The organism is Pristimantibacillus sp. Z349TD_6 (assembly GCF_056173205.1).
This window is the reverse complement of the sequence record NZ_CM149662.1, coordinates 7190001-7212755: the sequence shown is the minus strand read 5'-3', so window position 1 is coordinate 7212755 and position 22755 is coordinate 7190001. Positions and strand designations below refer to the sequence as shown.

The following is a 22755-nucleotide window of genomic DNA, read 5'->3' as shown; positions in this document are numbered from 1 at the left end:
GGAGGAAATCAAAGTGCCTATTAAAAAGTACAAACCGACCTCTCCTGCACGTCGTAACATGTCGGTCTCGACTTTCGAAGAGATCACGACAAGTACACCGGAGAAATCGTTGCTTGCTCCACTTTTCAAAAAAGCTGGACGCAACAACCAAGGTAAAATTACGGTTCGTCACCATGGCGGCGGACACAAACGTAAATACCGTATCATCGACTTCAAACGTACTAAAGACGGTATCGTTGGTAACGTAGCTACGATCGAGTATGATCCAAACCGTTCTTCCAACATCGCTTTGATCCATTATGTTGATGGTGCAAAAGCATATATCATCGCTCCTAAAGGCTTGAAAGTTGGAGATCAAGTGGTATCTGGAGTAGGCTCTGATATTAAACCCGGCAATGCAATGCCGCTTGTTAATATCCCTGTCGGTACAGTTATCCACAACATCGAATTGAAACCAGGCAAAGGCGGACAACTTGTTCGTGCAGCTGGTACTAGTGCTCAACTTCTTGGTAAAGAAGAAAACTATGTATCCGTTCGTTTGTCTTCAGGTGAAGTTCGTCGTATCTTGAACACTTGCCGTGCAACAATTGGTTCTGTTGGTAACGAAGATCACGAACTCGTGAAAATCGGTAAAGCCGGCCGTAACCGTTGGTTGGGCAATCGCCCTACTGTACGTGGTGTTGTCATGAACCCTAACGATCACCCACACGGTGGTGGTGAAGGCCGTGCTCCAATCGGACGTAAATCTCCGTTGTCACCATGGGGTAAACCAACTCTTGGTTACAAAACACGTAAGAAGAAAAAAGCATCAAGCCAATACATTATTCGTCGTCGCACGAAATAATAGCTGCTTGATAAAAACCGCGTGATACGTAAGTATCGCTACCGCTTATTTGAAGGGAGGAACACAAATGGGTCGCAGTTTAAAGAAAGGTCCGTTTATTGACGGATACCTGCTTAAAAAAGTCGAGGTATTGAACGAAGCTGAGAAAAAGGTCGTTATCAAAACCTGGTCCCGCCGCTCGACCATTTTCCCACAATTCATAGGTCACACGTTTGCGGTATATGACGGACGCAAGCACGTGCCTGTATATGTAACGGAAGATATGGTTGGACACAAGCTTGGTGAATTTGCACCAACTCGTACGTATAAAGGCCATGCCGGTGAAGACAAAAAAACGGGCAGACGTTAATTTGCCCTTAAACATCTCTAACTGAACGAGAGGAGGTTCCTACATGCCAGAAGCTAAAGCGCACGCTAAATATATTCGTATTGCACCTCGTAAAGCACAGCTTGTTGCGGATTTGATTCGCGGTAAACAAGTTGGCGAAGCAATTGCGATTTTGCGTCACACGCCTAAGTCTGCATCCCCAATTTTGGAGAAGCTGTTGAACTCTGCGATTGCTAACGCTGAGCATAACTACCAGCTTGACGTGAACAAATTGGTTATCTCGCAAGCCTTTGTTAACCAAGGGCCAACGATGAAACGTTTCCGTCCACGTGCGATGGGTCGCGCAAGCCGGATCAATAAAAGAACCAGCCACATTACCTTGGTGGTATCTGAAAAATAAGGAGGGAATACGTGTGGGTCAAAAGGTAAATCCAATAGGCTTCCGGGTCGGTGTTATCCGTGATTGGGAGTCCAAATGGTTCGCTGGCAAAGATTTCGGCGATCTTCTTATGGAAGACGTTAAAATCCGTGAATATTTGAAAAACAAGCTGAAAGACGCAGCAGTTTCTCACATCGAGATCGAACGTGCAGCTAACCGCGTGAACGTTACGATTCAAACCGCAAAACCAGGTATGGTTATTGGTAAAGGCGGTTCAGAGGTAGAAAACCTACGTACTGAGCTTGGTAAAATTTCTAAAGGCAAAAAAGTTCACATCAACATTTCTGAAATCAAACATGCAGATCTTGACGCTATTCTTGTAGCTGAAAGCATTGCACAACAACTTGAGCGTCGTGTATCTTTCCGTCGCGCATTGAAGCAAGCAATTCAACGCTCCATGCGTTCAGGTGCTAAAGGGATCAAAACCGCAGTTAGCGGTCGTCTCGGTGGCGCGGAAATCGCACGTTCGGAAGGCTACAGCGAAGGAACAGTACCACTTCATACACTACGTGCAGATATCGATTATGGCACGGCTGAAGCGGCTACAACATACGGCCGTATCGGCGTAAAAGTATGGATCTATCGCGGCGAAGTCCTTCCGATTAAGAAGAAAGCTCCCCAGGAAGGAGGCAACTAATCATGTTGGTACCTAAACGTGTCAAACACCGCAAACAACAACGCGGTCATATGAAGGGTCGCGCTAAAGGCGGCACTACAGTAGCATTCGGTGAATTCGGTCTACAAGCTCTAGAACCATCATGGATCACAAACCGTCAGATTGAAGCGGCTCGTATCGCTATGACTCGCTACATTAAACGTGGCGGTAAAGTTTGGATCAAGATTTTCCCTGCAAAACCAATTACTCAAAAGCCTCTTGAAGTGCGTATGGGTAGTGGTAAAGGTAACGTTGAGAAATGGGTAGCCGTAGTTAAACCAGGTAAAATCCTGTTTGAACTTGCTGGTGTATCCGAAGAAACCGCTCGTGAAGCGATGCGTCTTGCGGCTCATAAATTGCCAATCAAGACTAAATTCGTGAAGCGTGAAGAAGTGGGTGGTGAAGCAAATGAAAGCTAGTGAATTTAGAAACCTAACCTCTGCTGAGCTTGAACAACAGGTCGCTGGTTTTAAAGAAGAGCTTTTCAATCTTCGTTTCCAACTGGCTACTGGCCAATTGGATAACCCGACTCGGATCCGTGATGTGCGTAAAGGAATCGCTCGTGCTAAAACGATTTTGCGTGAAAGAGAACTCGGAATTAGCAGCTAGTAAATCCCTTACATGAATGCATAATCATGGCTGAAGGAAGGAGGAAGAACATGAGCGAACGCAATGCCCGCAAAGTGTTAATTGGCAAAGTGGTAAGCGACAAGATGGATAAAACAATCGTAGTTGCTATTGAAACATATAAAAAACACGAATTGTACCATAAACGCATTAAAGTTACGAAAAAATTTAAAGCGCACGATGAAAATAACCAAGCGAAGATTGGCGACATCGTGAAAATCATGGAGACTCGTCCGCTATCGAAAGATAAGCGCTTCAGACTTGTGGAAGTTGTTGAAGTTGCTGTTATTATCTAATGAGCGTATGCAGTATCTGAGCATTTTTCCGAAAGGAGGACGTTGAAATGATTCAACCATTTTCGCGCTTAGCGGTTGCTGACAACTCTGGCGCAAAACAATTGATGTGTATCCGTGTACTTGGTGGAACGGGACGTCGCGTTGGACACATCGGCGATTTGATCGTTTGCTCAGTAAAACAAGCAACACCAGGCGGCGTTGTCAAAAAGGGTGACGTTGTTAAAGCGGTTATCGTTCGTACAAAACGTTCGGTTCGTCGTAAAGACGGTTCGTACATCGCATTTGACGAAAACGCAGCTGTTATCGTTAAAGAAGACAAAAGCCCACGTGGCACACGTATCTTTGGACCAGTTGCCCGTGAACTTCGCGATAGAGATTTCATGAAAATCGTATCGCTTGCTCCAGAAGTAATCTAACAACCTATATAAGCTTGAAAGCACAAGCGTGCAGGAGGTGTAACTCATGCCAAGGCTGAAAAAAGTACTCGAATCCCATAACAACAAATTGCACGTGAAAAAAGACGATACGGTTATCGTAATTACCGGTAAAGATAAAGGTAAGAAGGGCCGCGTTATCGCTGCATACCCGCGTGAAAATCGCGTTCTTGTAGAAGGTGTAAATACTGTTAAGAAACATACTCGTCCATCACAAGCTAACCCACAGGGCGGTATTATCGAACAAGAAGCACCAATTCACGTATCAAACGTTATGCATATCGATCCGAAGAGCGGTAAAGTAACACGTATCGGATACAAAGTGCTAGACAACGGCAAGAAAGTTCGGATCGCGAAACGTTCCGGAGAAGTAATCGACTAATCGTTACGGTAGGAAAGGAGGTCCATGATCAATGGCAGCAAGATTGAAAGGTCGTTTCTTAAACGAAATAACTCCTGCTCTTATGCAGAAGTTCAACTATACGTCTGTTATGCAAGTGCCGAAAATTGAGAAGGTAGTTATCAACATGGGGGTAGGCGAAGCGGTTTCCAATTCGAAAATCCTTGATGTAGCTGTTGAAGAACTACGTATCATTTCCGGTCAAAAACCAGTCGTTACTCGTGCGAAGAAGTCTATTGCAGGCTTTAAACTTCGTGAGAACATGCCAATCGGGGTTAAAGTTACTTTGCGCGGTGAGCGTATGTACCATTTCCTTGATAAACTGTTCAACATTTCTCTTCCGCGTGTACGTGACTTCCGCGGTGTATCAAACAAAGCTTTTGATGGCCGCGGTAACTATACGCTTGGTTTGAAAGAGCAATTGATATTCCCAGAGATCGAGTACGACAAAGTCGATAAAGTGCGCGGTATGGACATCGTCATCGTCACGACGGCAAAAACGGACGAAGAATCTCGTGAACTGCTGACCCAAATGGGCATGCCGTTTACGAAGTAATCCACTTTTAGGAGGTGTAATACCCAGTGGCAAAAACTTCGATGAAAGTGAAGCAACAACGCACACCGAAATTTAAAGTGCGCGCGTATACGCGCTGTGAGCGTTGCGGCCGTCCGCATTCTGTTTTGCAAAAGTTTAAAGTTTGCCGGATTTGTTTCCGTGAGTTAGCACATAAGGGCCAGATTCCTGGCGTTAAAAAAGCAAGCTGGTAATCAGCCTAGTTTGGGAAGGAGGTTAACACAATGGTTATGTCTGATCCGGTTGCAGATATGTTGACGCGTATTCGTAACGCGAATGTCGTTCGTCACGAGACCGTGGAAATGCCCGCTTCGAAAATGAAGAAGCAAATCGCTGAGATTTTGAAGCGCGAGGGTTTTATCCGCGACGCTGAATATATCGAAGACAACAAACAAGGGATTATCCGTATTTTCTTGAAATACGGCCCTAACCAAGAACGCGTTATTACTGGCTTGAAACGTATTTCAAAACCAGGCCTTCGCGTTTATACACAATCAACTGAAATCCCTCGTGTACTCGGTGGACTTGGAATTGCAATTATTTCCACTTCCAAAGGGATTATGACTGATAAAGAAGCTCGCCAAGTTAAATCTGGCGGCGAAGTAGTTTGCTACGTTTGGTAAGTAACAAGTCACAAAGATAGGAGGTGTAACAATGTCCCGTATTGGTCGCAAACCAATCCAAGTGCCTAACGGCGTAACAATCAGCTTGGACAACACAGTTATTACTGTAAAAGGACCGAAAGGCTCACTTTCTCGTGAAATTCACAAAGATATGGTTGTGAATGTAACTGAAACTGAAATCCTAGTAGAACGTCCTTCCGATAATAAATTGCATCGCTCGTTGCACGGAACAACTCGCAGCATCATCGCTAACATGGTGAGCGGCGTTACTGAAGGCTTCTCCAAGAACTTGGAGCTAGTTGGCGTAGGTTACCGTGCAAGCAAAACTGGAGACAAAATCACACTTAACGTTGGTTACTCTCACCCAGTTGAGATCACTCCAGATAGCGGCATCGAGTTTGACGTTCCTGCGAACACTAAGATTACTGTTCGTGGTATCGATAAAGAACTAGTTGGCGCAACTGCAGCGAAAATTCGTTCCGTACGTGAACCAGAACCGTATAAAGGTAAAGGTATCAAGTATGAAGGCGAACGCATCATCCGCAAAGAAGGTAAAGCTGGTAAGAAAAAATAAGCAAACGGTTCGTTTGCTTAAGATAGCGTCTTAAGGCTGAAAGAAAGGAGTGAACTTTGTATGATTACGAAAGGCGACAAAAACAAGGCTCGTCTGAAAAGACACCTTCGTGTTCGTAAAAAAATTAACGGTACAGCTGCACGTCCGCGTCTATCTGTATTCCGTTCCTCCAAGCATATGTATGCTCAATTAATCGACGATGTTTCAGGAGTAACAATCGTTTCTGCATCCACACAGGATAAAGAATTGACTGAAGCAATTGGCAACGGTGGTAACATCGATGCAGCTAGCAAAGTCGGAGAATTGATTGCGAAACGCGCTCAAGCTAAGGGTGTAACCCAAGTAGTATTTGATCGCGGCGGTTACTTGTATCACGGCAGAATTCAGGCACTTGCTACAGCAGCTCGTGAAGCTGGCCTAGAATTCTAATCGACTTTATTTATAAGGAGGTTAAACGACTTGCGTGTAGATCCAAATACGTTAGAACTGACTGAAAAAGTTGTTAATATCAATCGCGTATCTAAAGTTGTAAAAGGCGGACGCCGTTTCAGCTTTAGTGCACTAGTAGTAGTCGGCGACGGTAAAGGCTACGTTGGCGCAGGGATCGGTAAAGCAGGCGAAGTACCTGATGCAATCCGCAAAGGTATTGAAGATGCTAAGAAAAACCTGATCCACGTACCAATCGTTGGCACGACTATTCCCCATCTTGTACTCGGACATTTCGGTGCAGGTGAAGTTCTTTTGAAGCCAGCTTCAGAAGGTACTGGCGTTATCGCTGGCGGCCCAGTTCGTGCAGTTCTTGAACTTGCTGGTGTCGGCGACATCTTGACGAAATCGCTAGGTTCTTCGAACTCCATGAATATGGTTAATGCAACGCTTGAAGGTCTTTCCCGTCTTAAACGCGTGGAAGAAGTTGCTAAGCTTCGTGGAAAAACAGTCGAAGAGCTGTTACGCTAAGGAGGGAAATAAGATGGCAAAATTGCAAATCACCCTCGTTCGCAGTTTAATCGGTCGCAACGAGAAACAACGTGCAACGGTTGAGTCTTTCGGTCTTAAGAAGATTCGTCAAGCAGTTGTTTTGAACGATAGCCCAGCTGTCCGCGGCATGGTTAACACTGTTAGTCACTTGGTAAAAGTTGAAGAAGTACAAGAATAGATAGCTGTTCTAAGAAATAAATAAGGAGGTGCACGAACGATGAAATTGCATGAGCTAGCACCAGCACCGGGTTCAACCCAAGCGCCAAAGCGCAAAGGTCGCGGTATCGGTTCCGGTAACGGTAAAACCGCCGGTAAAGGTCACAAAGGTCAAAACGCTCGTTCCGGCGGCGGCGTTCGTCCTGGTTTCGAGGGCGGACAAAATCCTTTGTATCGTCGAGTGCCGAAACGCGGATTTAACAACCCGTTCCGCAAAGAGTACGCAATTGTCAACATTGAAGAGCTAAATGCTTTTGCAGCAGGTACTGAAGTCACTCCAGAAGTTCTCATCGAGACTGGGATCGTTAAGAACCCGCTCGCAGGAATCAAAATTTTGGGTAATGGTGAAGTTAGCGTTACACTTACTGTTAAAGCAAACAAGTTCTCTCAATCTGCGGTAGAGAAAATCCAGGCTGCCGGCGGTAAAACCGAGGTGATCTAATTGTTCAAGACCGTGTCCAATATTTGGAAAGTGGCGGATCTTCGTACAAGGATCCTCTTCACCCTTTTCATCCTATTAATATACCGCATCGGTGCTTTTATTCCGGTACCTGATGTAAACAAAGATGTGTTTAAGCAAGTTAATACAGCCGGTTCGGAACTGTTCGGCTTGCTTAACACGTTTTCCGGCGGTGCTTTGTTCCAATTCTCTATCTTTGCAATCGGAATTACCCCATACATTACAGCGTCGATTATCGTACAGTTGTTGTCTATGGATGTTATCCCGAAATTTGCAGAGTGGGCAAAGGAAGGCGAGAACGGTAAACGTAAGCTCGCACAAATCACTCGTTATGGTACGATTGTTCTTGGTATGATCCAAGGTTTCGCAACGGCGATCGGCTTTAACCGTCAATACGGTTATGAAATGATCGTTGGCGCAACATTCGTTGATTACTTGCTTATCGCTATTATCTTGACAGCAGGTACTGCTTTCTTGATGTGGCTGGGTGAGCAAATTACGGAAAAAGGAATCGGAAATGGTATTTCCATTCTTATCTTTGCAGCAATCGCAGCTGGTATTCCTGGACACATTCGTACGATCGTCGAAGATCAGTTCGTAGGTGCTCAAGACCAACTGTTCCTGAACATTATCAAAATGGTACTGATTCTGATTGCGATTATCGCAATCATCGTCGGTGTTATATTCGTACAGCAAGGTATTCGTAAAATTCCTGTTCAATACGCAAAACGTGTTGTTGGACGGAAAATGTACGGCGGACAATCGACGCACATTCCGATGAAAGTGAACGGCGCAGGCGTTATTCCGGTCATTTTCGCGGTTTCACTCATCATGTTCCCGGTTACGATTGCTCAGTTTTGGTCCACTCAGGGTTGGGCAGACTGGATTATTAAGAATATGAGCTATGACCAGCCACTTGGTATGGTATTGTACGTATTGTTAATCATCGGGTTTACCTTCTTCTACACTTTCGTTCAGATTAATCCGGTTCAAATGGCCGATCAAATGAAGAAAAATGGCGGATATATTCCAGGTATTCGTCCAGGAAAGCCAACTTCGTCTTACCTAACACGCGTTATGTCGCGTATTACGTTGACAGGTGCAATTTTCTTGGCGGTTATCTCAATCATTCCGGTATTCTTCGGGACACTTGCTGGATTACCTAAGTCAGTGCAGCTAGGTGGTACTTCATTACTAATCGTTATCGGTGTTGCACTTGATACGATGAAGCAAATCGAGAGCCAGTTGATCAAACGCCATTACAAAGGGTTTATCAATAAATAACAATAGGTTCTGACCGGGCTTCCGCGTTCGTCAACAGGCGCTCTGCGGCAGCCCGCCCGAGCCTATTGTGCTTAAAGCGAGGAACTCAGCAATGAACATTTTATTCATGGGCCCTCCGGGTGCCGGTAAAGGTACACAAGCTGAACGGATCGTAGAAGAGTTCGGTATTCCCCACATTTCCACTGGTGATGCATTCCGCCTCGCTATGAAACAAGGAACCGCACTCGGAATCAAAGCGAAAGAGTATGTCGATCAAGGCTTGCTCGTTCCCGATGAGATCACGAACGGCATTGTAAAGGAAAGACTTGAACAAGCCGATTGCAAAAATGGATTCTTGCTCGACGGGTTTCCTCGCACACTGCAACAAGCAGAAGCGCTAGATGTTATGCTTGCGGAGCTCGGACGCAGTATTGACCATGTTGTAAATTTAAAAGTTGATCGCAGCTTGCTGCTTGCTCGTTTGACGGGCAGACGCATATCGAAAACGACTGGTACGACTTATCATGTAATCTTTAATCCACCTAAGGTCGAAGGTATCTGCGACAAAGATGGCGGAGAATTGTATCAGCGTTCTGATGATACAGAGGAAAAGGTCGGAACTCGTTTGGATGAGTATACATCCAAAACCGCACCTCTACTCGATTACTACAGTGCTAAAGGTCTCCTTCGCGAAGTCGACGGCGAGAAGGACATTGATGTTGTAACATCAGACATCGTTTCCTGCTTGCGAGGTTCATTGTAATGATTATATGCAAATCCGAATCGGAGCTGCGTTATATGAGGGAAGCAGGACGCATTGTTGCGGAAACGCATCGATTGATGGCGCAGGCTGTGAAACCAGGCATCACTACTCGTGAGCTTGACCAAATCGCTGAAACGTACATTAAGAGTCAAAATGCGATTCCTTCCTTCAAAGGTTACAATGGTTTCCCTTCCAGCATTTGTGCTTCTGTGAATGATGAGCTGGTGCACGGCTTCCCTGGGTCACGCAAGTTGAACGAAGGCGATATAATTAGTATCGATATCGGTGCGCAATTTGAAGGCTATCACGGTGATTCAGCTTGGACCTATGCGGTAGGAGCTGTAACCCCTGAAGTTCAGAAGTTGCTCGATGTGACGGAAGCATCGCTTTATGCGGGGCTTGCGCTCGTCAAACCGGATATTAGGCTATATACAATTTCGCATGCTATTCAAAAGGTAATTGAAGATGCAGGATTCTCCGTAGTACGGGAATACGTAGGGCACGGAATCGGCGCGGACCTCCATGAGGAACCACAAATACCGAACTACGGCATACCAGATCGCGGACCTCGTCTGAAGACCGGAATGGTGCTTGCAATCGAACCAATGGTTAATATCGGTGAACGATATGTCCGGACGCTCGAAGACAATTGGACGGTTGTAACGGAAGACGGCTCATGGTGTGCTCATTTCGAGCATACAGTAGCTGTTACAGAGGACGGCTTTGAAATATTGACCATTTTGCCGCAGCAACCATAGTATGACGATGGAAGCTCGTCCCCAGATTGGTCAGTTCGTCAAAGTACTTCGCGGTAAAGATGAGGAAAGCTATGCTGTTATCCTAGCAATCGTTGATGAGCGATTCGTCATGATTGCCGATGGCCATAAGCGCCGATTCGATGGACCGAAGAAAAAGAACGTTCTGCATCTCGAGTTACAGCCTGCAATTAGTTCTGAGGTTTCAAGCAGTATGCAAGAGACCGGCAGGGTGACCAACGCAAAGTTACGTTATGCAATTCAGAAGTATTTAAATGCGAAAGGAGAATGACGGTTGGCTAAGGAAGACATCATTGAGGTCGAAGGTACGGTTATTGAACCGTTGCCGAATGCCACGTTCAAGGTGGAGCTGGAGAACGGTCATCAAATTCTCGCACATGTTTCCGGTAAGCTCAGAATGCACTTTATTCGCATCCTGACAGGAGACAAGGTGGTTATACAGTTATCGCCTTATGATTTATCAAAAGGGCGCATCACCTATCGTAAATAGGCTCAATTTGGGGCTTATTACGAAAGATTCGGGAGGTAATCACAATGAAGGTTAGACCTTCGGTAAAGCCGATCTGCGAAAAATGCAAAGTCATTCGTCGCAAAGGCAACGTTATGGTGATTTGTGAAAATCCGAAACACAAACAAAAACAAGGATAGAAGGAGGGGAATATAGCCTATGGCACGTATAGCTGGTGTAGACTTGCCGCGTGACAAACGCGTCGAAATCGCCCTGACATACATTTTCGGTATCGGCAAAACAACGTCGCAAAAACTTTTGAATACAGCTGAAGTTAGCTACGACACTCGTGTTCGTGACTTGACAGAAGACGAACTTGCTCGCCTTCGCGAAGCAATTGATAAATCTGTTAAAGTAGAAGGCGACTTGCGTCGTGAAATTTCACTTAACATTAAACGTCTGACTGAAATCGGATGCTACCGTGGACTTCGTCACCGTCGCGGCTTGCCTGTTCGCGGTCAACGTACTAAGACAAATGCACGTACGCGTAAAGGTCCTCGTCGGACTGTAGCTAACAAGAAGAAATAAGAAGGGAGGATAATGGACAATGGCTAAACCAAAAAAAGTCGTTCGTACAAAACGCCGCGACCGGAAGAATATTGAGACTGGCGTTGCGCACATTCGCTCGACATTCAACAATACGATCGTTACGATCACGGATCCTCACGGCAATGCAATTTCATGGGCAAGCTCTGGTAACATGGGCTTCAGAGGCTCACGTAAGAGCACGCCTTTCGCAGCTCAAATGGCTGCTGAAACAGCTGCTAAAGCTGCGATGGAGCATGGCATGAGAACTGTCGAAGTGATGGTAAAAGGACCAGGCGCTGGCCGCGAAGCTGCGATTCGTTCGCTTCAAGCTGCTGGATTGGAAGTTAACCTCATTAAAGACGTAACACCAGTTCCTCATAACGGATGCCGTCCTCCGAAACGTCGTCGCGTATAGTTGGATCTGATGTGGTATCAAATATCAACAACTTGTGAATAATGGTTGTGAAGGTTTGGCATACTACAAGGTTTGACTTAAAATAACGTAAGCTAACGGAGCGACGTTTGAAGGAGGGTACTATTAGTGATTGAGATCGAAAAGCCGAAAATCGAAACCGTAGAACTGAATGATGAGGGAACTTACGGACGTTTCGTCGTCGAGCCGCTTGAACGCGGATATGGCACGACGCTTGGGAATTCGCTTCGCCGAATTTTGTTGTCGTCGTTGCCGGGTGCAGCAGTAACTTCGGTTCAAATCGATGGAGTGCTTCACGAGTTCTCTACGGTTCCCGGAGTGATTGAGGATGTTACCGAAATCATTCTGAACCTGAAGGGCCTCTCGTTGAAAATCCACTCCGATGAAGAAAAGGTGTTGGAAATCGACGCGGATGGCGAAGGGAATATTACAGCGGGCGACATTCGAGCAGACAGCGATGTCGAGATTTTAAGCCCTGATCTTCACATCGCAACCTTGGCCTCCGGCGCGCGGCTCCATATGCGGGTATTTGCTAATCGGGGACGCGGTTACGTGCAAGCGGATCGCAACAAGAAAGACGAACAACCGATTGGTGTAATTCCTGTAGATTCGATTTACACGCCAATTACTCGTGTAAATTATAGCGTTGAAAATACACGTGTTGGTCAAGTAACTAACTACGACAAGCTAACGCTTGAAGTATGGACTGACGGTAGTATTAGACCGGAAGAGGCTGTGAGCCTCGGCGCTAAAATTTTGACCGAGCATTTGGACTTGTTCGTTGGATTGACCGATGAAGCCAAAGACGCTGAAATAATGGTTGAGAAGGAAGAAGATAAGAAAGAGAAAGTTCTAGAGATGACGATCGAGGAACTTGATCTTTCCGTCCGTTCTTACAACTGCTTGAAACGCGCTGGAATCAACACGGTTCAAGAGCTAATTACGAAATCCGAAGAGGATATGATGAAGGTCCGTAACCTAGGCCGTAAATCCCTTGAGGAAGTTCAAGAGAAGCTTGAAGAGCTTGGTTTGGGCCTTCGCATGGAAGAGTAGTAACCAACTAGTGAAGACTTAAGAGCAAGGGAGGGGAAAACAAGATGGCATATCAAAAATTAGGACGTGACGCTAGTGCACGGAAAGCTTTGTTCCGTGACCTCGTTACTGACTTGTTCCTTTATGAGCGTATTCAAACGACTGAAGCTAAAGCGAAAGAAGTTCGTTCAATCGCTGAGAAGCTGATCACTAAAGCTAAGCAAGGTGATCTTCATGCTCGTCGTCAAGTAGCTGCTTATGTTCGTCGCGAAACTGTCGATGGTACACAAGACGCTATTCAAAAGCTATTCTCCGATCTAGCACCTCGCTATGCGGAGCGTGCAGGCGGCTACACGCGTATTCTAAAACTAGGACCCCGTCGCGGCGATGCTGCGCCTATGGTTTACCTAGAATTGGTTGACCGCGCGTAGGTTACCTAATAAATGAAATGTATAAGCTTGTCCACAGCGTTAAACCTTGTCCAAGCTTTATACGCGAGCGGTAAACGGCTTGTGCCTGCCAACGTGGGGGATGAGCTGCCAACGCAATAAAATATAAGTAAGTATTAGGGTCTCCCTATACTTCTTATATTTTAATGAAAAGGGTGGACCCTTGCGGCCACCTTTTTTTGTTTGAAAAGAATGATTTGTTATTCATGCCAGGGGCAATAGATGAGCTTGTGTGATGCCTACAGGTGTCCATAAGGCTTAGCATCTTAGGTTCTCTTAGCAAGAGGGAATTTTGGACGTTTAGGTATCCCTATAGTTAAAGGGGGGGATAGGTTGAGGAATATATGCGTAAAGGTCAGTTATGACGGGGCAGGCTTCAACGGTTTTCAGACGCAGCCTTACGGCAGAACGGTTCAGGGTGAAATAGAGAAGGCCATAAAGAAGCTGACGGGCGAGACGACCATTATTATTGGATCGGGTCGCACAGATGCGGGAGTGCATGCGCGGGGACAAATATTCAATTTCTATACGGAATCTACGATTCCGACAGAGAGATGGGCGATTGCGCTTAATACGCGGTTGCCGAAGGATATCGTCATTATAGAAGCATTCGATGTGCCAGAACATTTTCATGCAAGAAGATCCGCTAAGCGCAAAACGTATCGCTATACGATTGATACTGGTAAGTTTCCTGATGTATTTGGCCGACAATATCGCTTTCATCATCCGACGCCGCTTGATGTGGATGCGATGCGGGAAGGTCTAAGCTACCTAGTTGGTAAACATGACTTTACTTCCTTCACATCGATACATTCAACCAAGCCTCATCATATTCGTACGATCTATGAAGCAGATTTTGTTCAGGAAGGCCCAATCGTGCATATGTACGTGACAGGCAATGGTTTTCTGTACAATATGGTTCGAGTCATTATGGGAACTTTACTATGGGTTGGCGAAGGGAAGATGGCTTCATCGGAGATCAAAAACATCCTTGAGGGGCGAAATCGTTCGCTTGCTGGTCCTACGGCAATGCCGCATGGATTGATGTTGATGGATGTTGAATATTCCAGCGAAATACAGGGATAAATCACTATAAATTACTTGCACTTACTTATTCTTTATAGTAGAATATAACTTGTGCTTTCGAAGTGGCTAACCCACAGCCCCGACTGAGATTGTCACAAACTTGGCTATCAACAATGAACAAACAAATCAACGTTTACGTTGTTATAAAAACGATTAATGTATGAAATTAAGGAGGATCATCCATGCGTACCACTTATATGGCTAAATCAACTGAAGTTGATCGTAAATGGTTCGTCGTCGATGCGGAAGGCAAAACGCTAGGCCGCTTGGCGAGTGAAGTTGCTGCCCTGATCCGCGGCAAACACAAACCGACATTTACGCCACATGTTGATACAGGCGATTTCGTTGTTGTTATCAACGCTGAAAAAATCCATCTGACAGGTAAGAAAATGTCAGATAAAATTTACTACAGTCACTCCATGTACTCCGGCGGATTGAAATCCACTCCGGCTCAAGAGATGATTAAAAACAAGCCAGAACGCGTAATCGAACTGGCTGTACACGGCATGTTGCCTAAGAACCGTCTTGGTAACAAAATGAAGCTTAAACTTAAAGTATACGCAGGTGCTGAACATCCGCATCAAGCACAAAACCCTGAAGTTTACGAACTTCGCGGGTAATAAAGAGGAGGACAAGTTTCATGGCTCAAGTGCAATACTATGGAACCGGTCGTCGTAAACACTCTGTTGCACGTGTACGTCTTGTGCCGGGTGAAGGACGAATCATTATTAACAAACGCGACCTTAATGAATATTTTGGTCTAGAAACATTGAAGCTGATCGTAAAACAACCGCTTAACCTTACTGACACATTGTCTAACTACGATGTACTAGTAATTGCTAACGGCGGCGGTATGTCCGGTCAAGCAGGCGCTATCCGTCACGGTATTTCACGTGCTTTGCTTAAAGCAGACCCTGAATTCCGTCCGGCTCTAAAACGTGCTGGCTTCCTAACTCGTGATCCGCGTATGAAAGAGCGTAAAAAATACGGTCTTAAAGCGGCTCGTCGCGCTCCACAATTCTCGAAACGTTAATACTTCAAAATGTCTTCTCTGCTTGCCAGAGAGGGCATTTTTTTGTTTAAAAACATTTAACTTATACTGATTTCCCCTTAAAACACCTTTGCTGGTCGGAAGACGCATAAGGTGTTTTTTTGGTATGTCCATAAAAATTTCAAACTTTATTTCATTTTGGTTAAAACTTATATTGAACATTTCACTTTTTGGACGTATAATTTTTATACAGAGCAATTTACTAGGAATTAAAAACGGAGGGCAAAAAAATGAACCTTTTTGAAAAAGAAGCGCTTATCAAACAAAAGGAAGTTGAACTGGAAAACGCAACACCGGAAGAAATTATTGCGTTTGCGGTAGAAACTTTCCCAAATATTACGTTTGCATGCAGCTTTGGTGCTGAAGATGTTGTGCTTGTTGATATGCTGCAGAAAATTAGCCCAAAAACGGACATTTTCTATTTAGATACGGATTACCATTTCAAAGAAACGTATGAAACTCGTGATTTGATGGCTAAGCGCTACCCAGGCATTCCATTCGTAGAAGTAAAGCCTGAAATTACACCTGAGGAGCAAGCTGCTCAGTTTGGCGAAGAGCTTTGGAAATCCGATGCGAACGCATGCTGCAACATTCGTAAAGTTAAACCATTAACCCAAATTCTTTCGAAATATGATGCTTGGATTACAGGTATTCGCCGCGATCAAGCACCTACTCGTGCAAATTCCAAAAAAATTGAGTACGACACAAAATTCGGGCTCGTTAAATTTAATCCAATCGCTCACTGGACATCCGAGGACGTATGGAACTATATTCGCGAGAATGATGTTATTTACAACCCATTGCATGATCAAAACTACCCGAGCATCGGCTGCGAGCAATGCACGCGCAAAGTAATGCCTGGTGAAGATCCACGCGCTGGACGCTGGGCAGGTCAAGAAAAAACAGAATGCGGATTGCATAAATAAGCACTCTCGAGGAGGAGCAATATCAATGAGTCAAATTCTACCGCACGGCGGCGTACTCGTTAACCGTGTCGCTACGGGCGAACAACGTGAAGCATTACTAGCTGAAGCTGCTACCCTTAAATCGATTGCGATCAACACTTGGGCCATATCCGACCTTGATTTGATCGCAGTTGGAGCATTTTCCCCACTTACTGGTTTTATGAACGAAGCTGATTACCAGTCCGTTGTGAAAGACATGCGTCTAGCAAATGGCACGGTATGGAGCATTCCTATTACGCTTGCTGTAGAAGAAGCGAAGGCAGCAGAGCTGTCCGCAGGAGAACGTGCAGCGCTAGTCGGTGAAGATGGCGTAACATACGCAATTATCAGCATTGATAGCATCTATACGGTTGACCATAAAGTTGAAGCAGTGAATGTGTTCAAGACAGATGATTTGGAGCACCCAGGTGTCCAAAAGCTGTTCGAACGCTCTTCCATAAATGTAGGCGGAGAAATTACGGTGCTGAACCGTCCGCAGCCTGAGAAGTTTAACGAGTTTTATTTTGACCCAGCGGAAACGCGTCGTTTATTTGCAGAAAAGGGCTGGAAAACCGTTGTTGGCTTCCAAACTCGCAATCCGGTTCACCGCGCGCATGAATACATTCAAAAAACAGCAATGGAAATCGTTGATGCGCTTTTCCTCAATCCGCTCGTTGGTGAAACGAAATCGGATGATGTTCCTGCGAATGTACGGATGAAGAGCTATCTCGCACTGCTTGACAACTATTACCCGAAGGATCGTGTATTCCTTGGCGTATTCCCGGCAGCTATGCGTTACGCAGGTCCTCGTGAGGCGATCTTCCATGCTCTTGTTCGTAAAAACTATGGCTGTTCGCATTTTATTGTTGGACGCGATCATGCTGGTGTAGGCGACTACTATGGAACATACGAAGCACAGGATCTGCTCAAAACGATTCCAGTAGAAGATCTAGGCATTACTCCACTTTATTTCGAGCACAGTTTCTTCTGCAAAGAGTGCGGCAACATGGCTACATCAAAAACTTGCCCTCATGACAAGGAGCATCATTTGACGCTTTCGGGTACGAAGGTACGCGCATTGCTGCGCGATGGCATTTGCCCGCCGCCTGAGTTCTCCCGTCCTGAGGTTGCTAAAATACTGATTGAAGGCATGTCTGAGCAGCCAGTAGTTTAATTAACCGAATAACTTAAGGTTTGTCTCATAAACGACCATCTCGTCCCATATAAATGAATGTGTGCATTTGGCTTGATTAAGCTGCTTGCTGCTGTATATTCATTTGATGGAAAACGGGGTGGTTTTTTTATGCGCCGAATTGATCGGCATGTTGTCATTTGGTTGACGTATAAAGGTTTAATTCGCATCAGTATCGGATTGCTGGTTATTGCACTAACGGGCATACTGCTTACACAATCGATGCCTTCAAAAAAAGCATGGTCTTATTGGACGTTGCCTTTGTCAGGCAAGACTATAGCTATTGATGCCGGGCATGGCGGGGCAGACGGCGGTGCGGTCAGTAAGCAGGGCATTATCGAAAAGGATTTGAACTTAGCGATTGCGCTTTATTTGCGCGATTATTTGCAGCAGGCTGGAGCGGTCGTCGTAATGACAAGGGAAGGTGATTACGATCTCGCTACGGGGGATTCAAGAGCCTATAGCAAGCGCAAGACAGAGGATTTAAAGAAGCGAGTGTCCCTTATTAAAAACAGCAATCCGGCCGCAGTTATAAGCATACATATGAACAGTATCCCTTCAGCTAAGTGGACGGGTGCACAAACTTTTTTTCATCCGGACAATCATCCAGACAATCGGATTCTCGCAACCTTTATACAAGATGAGATTAAACGCAATTTAGAAAATACGACAAGAGTTGCCGCTACCGTGAAGGATGTTTATGTGCTGAAGGCAATCGAGAACATCCCAACGGCACTCGTTGAGGTGGGCTTTCTGTCTAACCCTGGGGAATCACAGCGGCTTGCGGATACGGAGTACCAAAGATCGGTAGCTGCCTCCATCTATGAGGGTATTCTGAGATATACTGCAGGGGAGAAGCTGAGCGGCAGCGTGCTGCAAGATGAGGTAACCGACAAGTAAGAAACCTTTCGCCGAAAATGAAGCAAAGCTGCACCCTATGACTTGGTTCATGGGCTTACTGTGTTATACTAACTATTATATAGTTTTAATTATATAAAGGTGGGACTGAGCCTATGTTGACACGAGAGCAAGTTATAGAGGCCGTCGAAATCGTGACGGCACAGCATAAAGCGGATGGGGTTACCATCCGCGATGTAATGGTTCGGGACCGTCAAGTTTCGATGACGGTCCTTGGGTCTGGCGCGGCAATGGAGCCCGCGCTGGAAGCCTCGCTCCGCGAGGCGCTGGCGCGCCTAGGCGCCGAAACCGTGCATTTCCGGTTTCGGGCCGAGGCAGCGCCTGCCGCAGGCGCAGGCGCGTCTACGCCGCCGCCAGCGGCAGCTGCAGCACCGGCTGCGGCTAGCGCCGGTGCTGGCAAATCTAGCGGCCCAGCGCCTGTTCAGGGGCATGGGGCCGGCTTAGCTAACCCGCTGCTGGATCCTGCCAGCGGGGTGCAGTTCATCGCCGTCGCGAGCGGCAAGGGCGGCGTCGGCAAATCGACAGTGACCGTCAACTTGGCGGTCGCTTTAGCCCGCAGGGGCAAGCGCGTCGGCATCATCGATGCGGATATCTACGGCTTCAGCGTGCCGGATATGATGGGGATTGAAGAGCGCCCGGATGTTGTGAATGAACGGGTCATCCCAATTGAGAAGTTTGGTGTTAAGGTGATGTCCATGGGCTTCTTCGTAGAGGACAACAGTCCAATCGTGTGGCGCGGACCGATGCTTGGCAAAATGCTGCGCAACTTCTTCCAAGAGATTGAATGGGGCGAGCTTGACTACCTGCTGCTAGACCTTCCGCCGGGTACGGGAGATGTGGCGCTTGATGTTCATCAGATTATTCCGCAAAGCAAAGAAATTATCGTTACTACCCCGCATGCTACAGCAGCATTCGTTGCAGCTAGGGCAGGCGCAATGGCGATTAAGACAGAACACGAAATCATTGGAATCGTTGAGAATATGTCCTATTTCGAATCTAAAGTTACCGGCGAGAGAGAATATGTATTTGGCCGCGGTGGCGGCGCACGCCTCGCAGAGACGCTTCATTCAGATCTGCTTGCTCAAATTCCACTGGGGGCGCCGGACAACCATGTATCTGAGCCTGACTTTGCACCGTCGGTATACAAAGCCGATACTGAAACAGGGAAGATGTACTTGGAGCTTGCAGACAGCGTATTAGCGAAATGCGGCAAATAGTCAAATAACAAAAGCCCGAACCATTGTCTAAGGCAGCTAATCATTGCTGCCATGCGGACAACCTGTTCGGGCTTTTTTGATTTCATTTTATGCGATGAAAACAATAACACTACCGCTACATAGCCGAATCGCCGCCTTGTTCATCTCCACCGCCCGAATCGTCTTCACCGCCGCCGCCTTCTTCATCAGACTTTTGCTCACCGCCTGATTCTTCTTTCTTTTTATCTACTTTCTGGTCTGGACTTGGTTTAAGCTCTTCTTGTACCGCTTTTTTCATCAGATCAAGCACTTCAAGTCGAAACAATGGATTTTGCATCGCATCCTGCATAAGGGACATCACTTCCTTGCGGTATTGCGTACTTTGCAGCACCTCAAGAATCATCTTGTCCATTTCTGGGTTTTTAAGCACCTTAATTAAATCAGCTTGATAGGAGGGGTCCTTTATTAGTTCTTTATGGATTTGTTTATTTTGCTTATTAACGGATTTGGCAAATTCCCCCGCGAAACGTGGATCAACCATAAGCTTTTTGATTACCTTGTCGTACTGAGGAGAAATAAGGACATCCTTAACCGCTAAGCGAACCTCCTCCTGATCCTGCACAGACAGCAGCTTAGAGGTTTGGCCACTATAACCGGAAATTTGCTGTGATGACTCCTGCAGCGCTTTTTGCGCATCCTCTGTTTTGAGGATATCAATAACCATCGTTTTCAAATCCTTGTAGCTGACCTGCTCATTACTACCTCCAGAGGACTCGGCGCCACAGCCGGATAAAACAAATAACATGGCTGAAATAACCGAAAGTAAAGCAAAGCTCTTACGCATGATTCGCAAGCTCCTTCCTATGTCATTGCTGCTGCATACCGTTTGGATAAACAAATCGTTCGAAAAGTGATGGATCGTATAGTTATTATGTACAAAGTTCACCGGATTATCATGGACAGACTTTAGCTTTTTATTGTGAACGTGGTAAAATAAAGGGTAATGTGGATAACAGGAGGATAATGAACGTGAATTTAAAAAAGTGGTTCTTTTTATTTTGGAGCGGCATGGTAGTAGGTGGGCTTGCCTGCGTAATTACCGGGGCGTTGATGGCTTGGGTAGATCCGGAGTTTGGTTTCTTAGGCTTTAAGGCTGTCGGCTTTAATGCATTAATGATGGGTTTGGTTGGTTTAATGATTGGAGCGTTTAGCCAAATGGGCTTTTTCGCTTATTTAACGTTAAACTACATCGCTCTTAGCGTATTCGGCAAAAAATATTTATGGAATGCGCTGCAAGGCTATACGACGATATTCGCAGCAATAGGGCTGGGGTATATGTTGTATGAGCAGCGCCTGAACAACTGGTTTTTCTGGACATTGCCGCTTACCCTGCTTCTATTTTCTGTTGCAGTATCATGGTTCAAGGTTAAGCAAACGAACAAAACCGCTTTTGTGCCGACCATGTTTTTGATGTTCTTCATTACTTTCATTGAGTCTTGGCCTGCGCTGCAAGGAGAAACGAACGTATCTGCTATTGTATTTATGATGGTTCCTTTATTCGTCTGCAATGCATACCAAATTATGATGATGCACCGTTTGGTGAAAAAACAAACAACCGACTCAGCAGCGATTGCTGCGAAGCCGGTCGTTTAACTTAATATTCTAGTTCAGCAGCATTAATTTGCGGGAATGTAGAGGATGTCTTGTCCTGCACCGCTTTGCCGTCAACCTCAGTTTGTGTGATGAGGTCGGTTACCGTAACAAACTCATAGCCTTTTTCACGCAGCTGATCAATAACGATCGGAAGCGCCTCATGTGTCTGCTTTACAGAATCACTCGCATGGAACAAAATGATGTCGCCAGGATGAGCACGCGTAACGACGCGATTAATAATTTTGTCGGTGCCGATGTTCATCCAGTCGAGTGAATCCGTATCCCACTGAATTACCTTATATTGCAGCTCTTCAGCAATGCGCAGTACTCTCTTGTCAAAATCTCCGTTAGGAAGTCGGATCAATTTCGGTTGTTTTCCCGTTACGTCGGATAAAATGGTGTGTGCAGTCGTAATTTGTTTGCGAATTTCTTCATCGCTAAGCTTGCTGTAATTATCATGTTTGTGGCCATGGCTGCCTATTTCATAACCAGCCTCTTGAATCTTTCTGACGATCTCGGGATGGGACTGGCTCCATGGTGAAGACAAGAAGAAGGTAGCCTGCTTAATGTTTTTCTCTTTTAGCACATTAAGAATGGGTTCCGTGCGTTTATCGCCCCAACTAATGTCAAAGGTAAGAGCAACAACCTTTTTGTCAGTGGGTACGCTGTAGATTGCAGCCGGCTGCTGCGGAGCAAAGACGGTGATGTTGTCACGTTCGGCATAAATGATGCCAATGGAAAATACGACAGCGATAGCGATTAAGAAATACCTTTTCAACTTTCGGCCATTCAGAACATAAAAAACGTTCATTGGGAAGGGCACTCCTCTCTAATGGAAGCTTGTACAAAGATAAGAAAGTATAAATCCGACCTTTATACTTCACTTATCTTTAATTGCGAAACGAGTATTTGCCTCCATCGAAGGCTGCCGTCGTTTACGCTTGTAGTACAATCTATGCTCGTACTACAGAGATATTCATCCATCTTGCGAACTTACAAGCTGCGGAGGGGATAAAATGTTTAAATGGCGTTTGATTTGGGAGCATTTTAAGCAAATGAATCCCTATATAGCGTTTGGATCCATATTATTTTTAGCAGGCATGGTTATCGGAGGCACGAACCCGGCGTTCAGAGCTTTTCTTGATGAACAGCTGAAAGGGCTAGGACAGCTCGCTGAAATGATCGATGATTCCAAAAATCCAACGTTAACGATGATGATCTTCATTTTTTTGAATAATGCGGTCAAATCGATACTGGTTATGTACTTAGGTGCTTTGTTTGGGGTATTGCCGTTCTTTTTCTTAGTTGTAAATGGAATGATGATCGGTTATCTACTGAAAACGACAGCTGAGCTTCATGGCGGCGGGTATGTGATGGAGCTTATTGTTAAAGGTTTGCTGCCGCACGGAATTCTGGAAATTCCCGCGATTATTATTGCATGTGCTTATGGCATGCGTTTTGGAGTACTCATCTTCAAAGCGGCCGGGTCTCTTGTATTTGCAAGATCTAAGACAG

38 protein-coding genes (1 of these 38 cut by a window edge) are annotated in these 22755 nt (G+C 45.7%); 36 read left to right on the top strand and 2 right to left on the bottom strand.

The features are described 5' to 3' along the window. The first annotated feature begins 13 nt into the window (after positions 1-13). The 34 genes from rplB (at position 14) to AC0VYE_RS31150 (ending at position 19608) form a co-directional block, all read left to right on the top strand. A complete protein-coding gene (gene rplB, locus AC0VYE_RS31315; RefSeq protein ID WP_076271428.1) occupies positions 14-844 on the top strand; it encodes a 50S ribosomal protein L2 in 831 nt (276 codons plus the stop codon). Between the two features lie 67 nt (positions 845-911). Next, positions 912-1193: a 30S ribosomal protein S19 gene (gene rpsS / locus AC0VYE_RS31310; RefSeq protein ID WP_053373902.1), complete on the top strand. Its 282-nt coding sequence runs from the start codon at positions 912-914 to the stop codon at positions 1191-1193. Positions 1194-1236: 43 nt separating this feature from the next. After that, positions 1237-1572 carry a 50S ribosomal protein L22 gene (gene rplV, locus AC0VYE_RS31305; protein WP_076271427.1) on the top strand — a complete coding sequence of 112 codons (336 nt, stop codon included), beginning with the start codon at positions 1237-1239 and terminating at the stop codon, positions 1570-1572. Positions 1573-1585: 13 nt separating this feature from the next. Next, positions 1586-2248: a 30S ribosomal protein S3 gene (gene rpsC, locus AC0VYE_RS31300; protein WP_054025321.1), complete on the top strand. Its 663-nt coding sequence runs from the start codon at positions 1586-1588 to the stop codon at positions 2246-2248. Between the two features lie 2 nt (positions 2249-2250). Beyond that, entirely contained in the window at positions 2251-2685 is a 435-nt protein-coding gene (gene rplP, locus AC0VYE_RS31295; RefSeq protein WP_028609647.1) for a 50S ribosomal protein L16, read from the top strand. Next, positions 2675-2875: a 50S ribosomal protein L29 gene (gene rpmC, locus AC0VYE_RS31290; RefSeq protein ID WP_053373905.1), complete on the top strand. Its 201-nt coding sequence runs from the start codon at positions 2675-2677 to the stop codon at positions 2873-2875. Before rplP ends, rpmC begins: the two co-directional genes overlap by 11 nt. Before the next feature lie 50 nt (positions 2876-2925). Continuing rightward, positions 2926-3189, top strand: a complete 264-nt coding sequence (gene rpsQ / locus AC0VYE_RS31285; RefSeq protein WP_076271426.1) for a 30S ribosomal protein S17 — start codon at positions 2926-2928, stop codon at positions 3187-3189. A gap of 47 nt (positions 3190-3236) precedes the next feature. Continuing rightward, positions 3237-3605 (top strand): 50S ribosomal protein L14, encoded by a 369-nt coding sequence (gene rplN, locus AC0VYE_RS31280; protein ID WP_076271425.1) that lies wholly within the window; start codon positions 3237-3239, stop codon positions 3603-3605. A gap of 46 nt (positions 3606-3651) precedes the next feature. Then, positions 3652-4005, top strand: coding sequence for a 50S ribosomal protein L24 (gene rplX, locus AC0VYE_RS31275; protein ID WP_076271424.1), 354 nt, complete (start codon positions 3652-3654; stop codon positions 4003-4005). Between the two features lie 31 nt (positions 4006-4036). Then, complete coding sequence (gene rplE / locus AC0VYE_RS31270) at positions 4037-4579, top strand: 50S ribosomal protein L5 (protein ID WP_053373908.1); 543 nt, start codon at positions 4037-4039, stop codon at positions 4577-4579. A gap of 26 nt (positions 4580-4605) precedes the next feature. After that, positions 4606-4791 (top strand): type Z 30S ribosomal protein S14, encoded by a 186-nt coding sequence (locus tag AC0VYE_RS31265; protein WP_054025317.1) that lies wholly within the window; start codon positions 4606-4608, stop codon positions 4789-4791. Between the two features lie 30 nt (positions 4792-4821). Continuing rightward, a complete protein-coding gene (gene rpsH / locus AC0VYE_RS31260) occupies positions 4822-5220 on the top strand; it encodes a 30S ribosomal protein S8 (protein ID WP_053373909.1) in 399 nt (132 codons plus the stop codon). A gap of 31 nt (positions 5221-5251) precedes the next feature. Then, positions 5252-5794, top strand: a complete 543-nt coding sequence (rplF, locus tag AC0VYE_RS31255; protein ID WP_076271423.1) for a 50S ribosomal protein L6 — start codon at positions 5252-5254, stop codon at positions 5792-5794. Positions 5795-5854: 60 nt separating this feature from the next. Beyond that, positions 5855-6223 (top strand): 50S ribosomal protein L18, encoded by a 369-nt coding sequence (gene rplR / locus AC0VYE_RS31250; RefSeq protein WP_054025315.1) that lies wholly within the window; start codon positions 5855-5857, stop codon positions 6221-6223. Positions 6224-6253: 30 nt separating this feature from the next. Next, positions 6254-6751, top strand: a complete 498-nt coding sequence (gene rpsE / locus AC0VYE_RS31245; RefSeq protein WP_054025314.1) for a 30S ribosomal protein S5 — start codon at positions 6254-6256, stop codon at positions 6749-6751. Between the two features lie 13 nt (positions 6752-6764). After that, a complete protein-coding gene (gene rpmD / locus AC0VYE_RS31240; RefSeq protein WP_076271422.1) occupies positions 6765-6950 on the top strand; it encodes a 50S ribosomal protein L30 in 186 nt (61 codons plus the stop codon). A gap of 39 nt (positions 6951-6989) precedes the next feature. After that, on the top strand, positions 6990-7430 hold the full coding sequence (gene rplO / locus AC0VYE_RS31235) for a 50S ribosomal protein L15 (protein ID WP_053373914.1): 441 nt from the start codon (positions 6990-6992) through the stop codon (positions 7428-7430). Next, positions 7431-8732: a preprotein translocase subunit SecY gene (gene secY / locus AC0VYE_RS31230; RefSeq protein WP_076271421.1), complete on the top strand. Its 1302-nt coding sequence runs from the start codon at positions 7431-7433 to the stop codon at positions 8730-8732. A 91-nt stretch (positions 8733-8823) separates the two neighbouring features. Then, positions 8824-9474 carry an adenylate kinase gene (locus AC0VYE_RS31225; protein ID WP_076271420.1) on the top strand — a complete coding sequence of 217 codons (651 nt, stop codon included), beginning with the start codon at positions 8824-8826 and terminating at the stop codon, positions 9472-9474. Next, entirely contained in the window at positions 9474-10232 is a 759-nt protein-coding gene (gene map / locus AC0VYE_RS31220) for a type I methionyl aminopeptidase (RefSeq protein WP_339205286.1), read from the top strand. The genes AC0VYE_RS31225 and map overlap by 1 nt, the downstream gene beginning before the upstream one ends. A gap of 7 nt (positions 10233-10239) precedes the next feature. After that, a complete protein-coding gene (locus tag AC0VYE_RS31215; RefSeq protein WP_144376900.1) occupies positions 10240-10521 on the top strand; it encodes a KOW domain-containing RNA-binding protein in 282 nt (93 codons plus the stop codon). 3 nt (positions 10522-10524) lie between these two features. After that, entirely contained in the window at positions 10525-10740 is a 216-nt protein-coding gene (gene infA / locus AC0VYE_RS31210) for a translation initiation factor IF-1 (RefSeq protein ID WP_053373919.1), read from the top strand. Positions 10741-10784: 44 nt separating this feature from the next. After that, positions 10785-10898, top strand: coding sequence for a 50S ribosomal protein L36 (gene rpmJ, locus AC0VYE_RS31205; RefSeq protein WP_003333770.1), 114 nt, complete (start codon positions 10785-10787; stop codon positions 10896-10898). Between the two features lie 19 nt (positions 10899-10917). After that, the gene (gene rpsM, locus AC0VYE_RS31200; protein WP_054025308.1) at positions 10918-11286 is read left to right on the top strand and encodes a 30S ribosomal protein S13; all 369 of its coding nucleotides are present in this window, start codon (positions 10918-10920) and stop codon (positions 11284-11286) included. Positions 11287-11305: 19 nt separating this feature from the next. After that, positions 11306-11701 (top strand): 30S ribosomal protein S11, encoded by a 396-nt coding sequence (rpsK, locus tag AC0VYE_RS31195; RefSeq protein ID WP_054025307.1) that lies wholly within the window; start codon positions 11306-11308, stop codon positions 11699-11701. 126 nt (positions 11702-11827) lie between these two features. Continuing rightward, a complete protein-coding gene (locus AC0VYE_RS31190; RefSeq protein ID WP_053373922.1) occupies positions 11828-12772 on the top strand; it encodes a DNA-directed RNA polymerase subunit alpha in 945 nt (314 codons plus the stop codon). A gap of 44 nt (positions 12773-12816) precedes the next feature. Beyond that, complete coding sequence (gene rplQ / locus AC0VYE_RS31185) at positions 12817-13182, top strand: 50S ribosomal protein L17 (protein ID WP_076271417.1); 366 nt, start codon at positions 12817-12819, stop codon at positions 13180-13182. A 351-nt stretch (positions 13183-13533) separates the two neighbouring features. Beyond that, on the top strand, positions 13534-14286 hold the full coding sequence (gene truA / locus AC0VYE_RS31180; protein ID WP_054025305.1) for a tRNA pseudouridine(38-40) synthase TruA: 753 nt from the start codon (positions 13534-13536) through the stop codon (positions 14284-14286). A gap of 182 nt (positions 14287-14468) precedes the next feature. After that, positions 14469-14906, top strand: coding sequence for a 50S ribosomal protein L13 (rplM, locus tag AC0VYE_RS31175; RefSeq protein ID WP_054025304.1), 438 nt, complete (start codon positions 14469-14471; stop codon positions 14904-14906). Positions 14907-14926: 20 nt separating this feature from the next. Next, complete coding sequence (gene rpsI / locus AC0VYE_RS31170; protein ID WP_054025303.1) at positions 14927-15319, top strand: 30S ribosomal protein S9; 393 nt, start codon at positions 14927-14929, stop codon at positions 15317-15319. 248 nt (positions 15320-15567) lie between these two features. Next, a complete protein-coding gene (locus AC0VYE_RS31165; RefSeq protein WP_076271416.1) occupies positions 15568-16263 on the top strand; it encodes a phosphoadenylyl-sulfate reductase in 696 nt (231 codons plus the stop codon). A 25-nt stretch (positions 16264-16288) separates the two neighbouring features. Next, the gene (gene sat / locus AC0VYE_RS31160) at positions 16289-17455 is read left to right on the top strand and encodes a sulfate adenylyltransferase (protein WP_475444667.1); all 1167 of its coding nucleotides are present in this window, start codon (positions 16289-16291) and stop codon (positions 17453-17455) included. Positions 17456-17584: 129 nt separating this feature from the next. After that, the gene (gene cwlD / locus AC0VYE_RS31155; RefSeq protein ID WP_076271459.1) at positions 17585-18373 is read left to right on the top strand and encodes an N-acetylmuramoyl-L-alanine amidase CwlD; all 789 of its coding nucleotides are present in this window, start codon (positions 17585-17587) and stop codon (positions 18371-18373) included. A 113-nt stretch (positions 18374-18486) separates the two neighbouring features. Next, positions 18487-19608 carry a P-loop NTPase gene (locus tag AC0VYE_RS31150; protein ID WP_076271414.1) on the top strand — a complete coding sequence of 374 codons (1122 nt, stop codon included), beginning with the start codon at positions 18487-18489 and terminating at the stop codon, positions 19606-19608. A 115-nt stretch (positions 19609-19723) separates the two neighbouring features. On the opposite strand, the gene gerD is transcribed toward AC0VYE_RS31150, so the two are convergent. Beyond that, complete coding sequence (gene gerD, locus AC0VYE_RS31145) at positions 19724-20431, bottom strand: spore germination lipoprotein GerD (protein ID WP_475444664.1); 708 nt, start codon at positions 20429-20431, stop codon at positions 19724-19726. 185 nt (positions 20432-20616) lie between these two features. Between gerD and AC0VYE_RS31140 the strand changes: the two genes are divergently transcribed. Next, the gene (locus tag AC0VYE_RS31140) at positions 20617-21240 is read left to right on the top strand and encodes a KinB-signaling pathway activation protein (RefSeq protein WP_076271412.1); all 624 of its coding nucleotides are present in this window, start codon (positions 20617-20619) and stop codon (positions 21238-21240) included. 1 nt (position 21241) lies between these two features. Here the strand turns inward: AC0VYE_RS31140 and pdaB are convergent, their stop codons facing one another. Next, positions 21242-22051 (bottom strand): polysaccharide deacetylase family sporulation protein PdaB, encoded by an 810-nt coding sequence (gene pdaB / locus AC0VYE_RS31135; protein ID WP_076271411.1) that lies wholly within the window; start codon positions 22049-22051, stop codon positions 21242-21244. Between the two features lie 205 nt (positions 22052-22256). Here pdaB and AC0VYE_RS31130 point away from each other — a divergent pair, with 205 nt between their 5' ends. Next, on the top strand, positions 22257-22755 hold the 5' portion of the coding sequence (locus AC0VYE_RS31130; RefSeq protein WP_475444662.1) for a stage II sporulation protein M. 128 nt of this gene lie beyond the right edge of the window; only the first 499 of its 627 coding nucleotides appear in the window; it begins with the start codon at positions 22257-22259; the stop codon falls past the right edge of the window.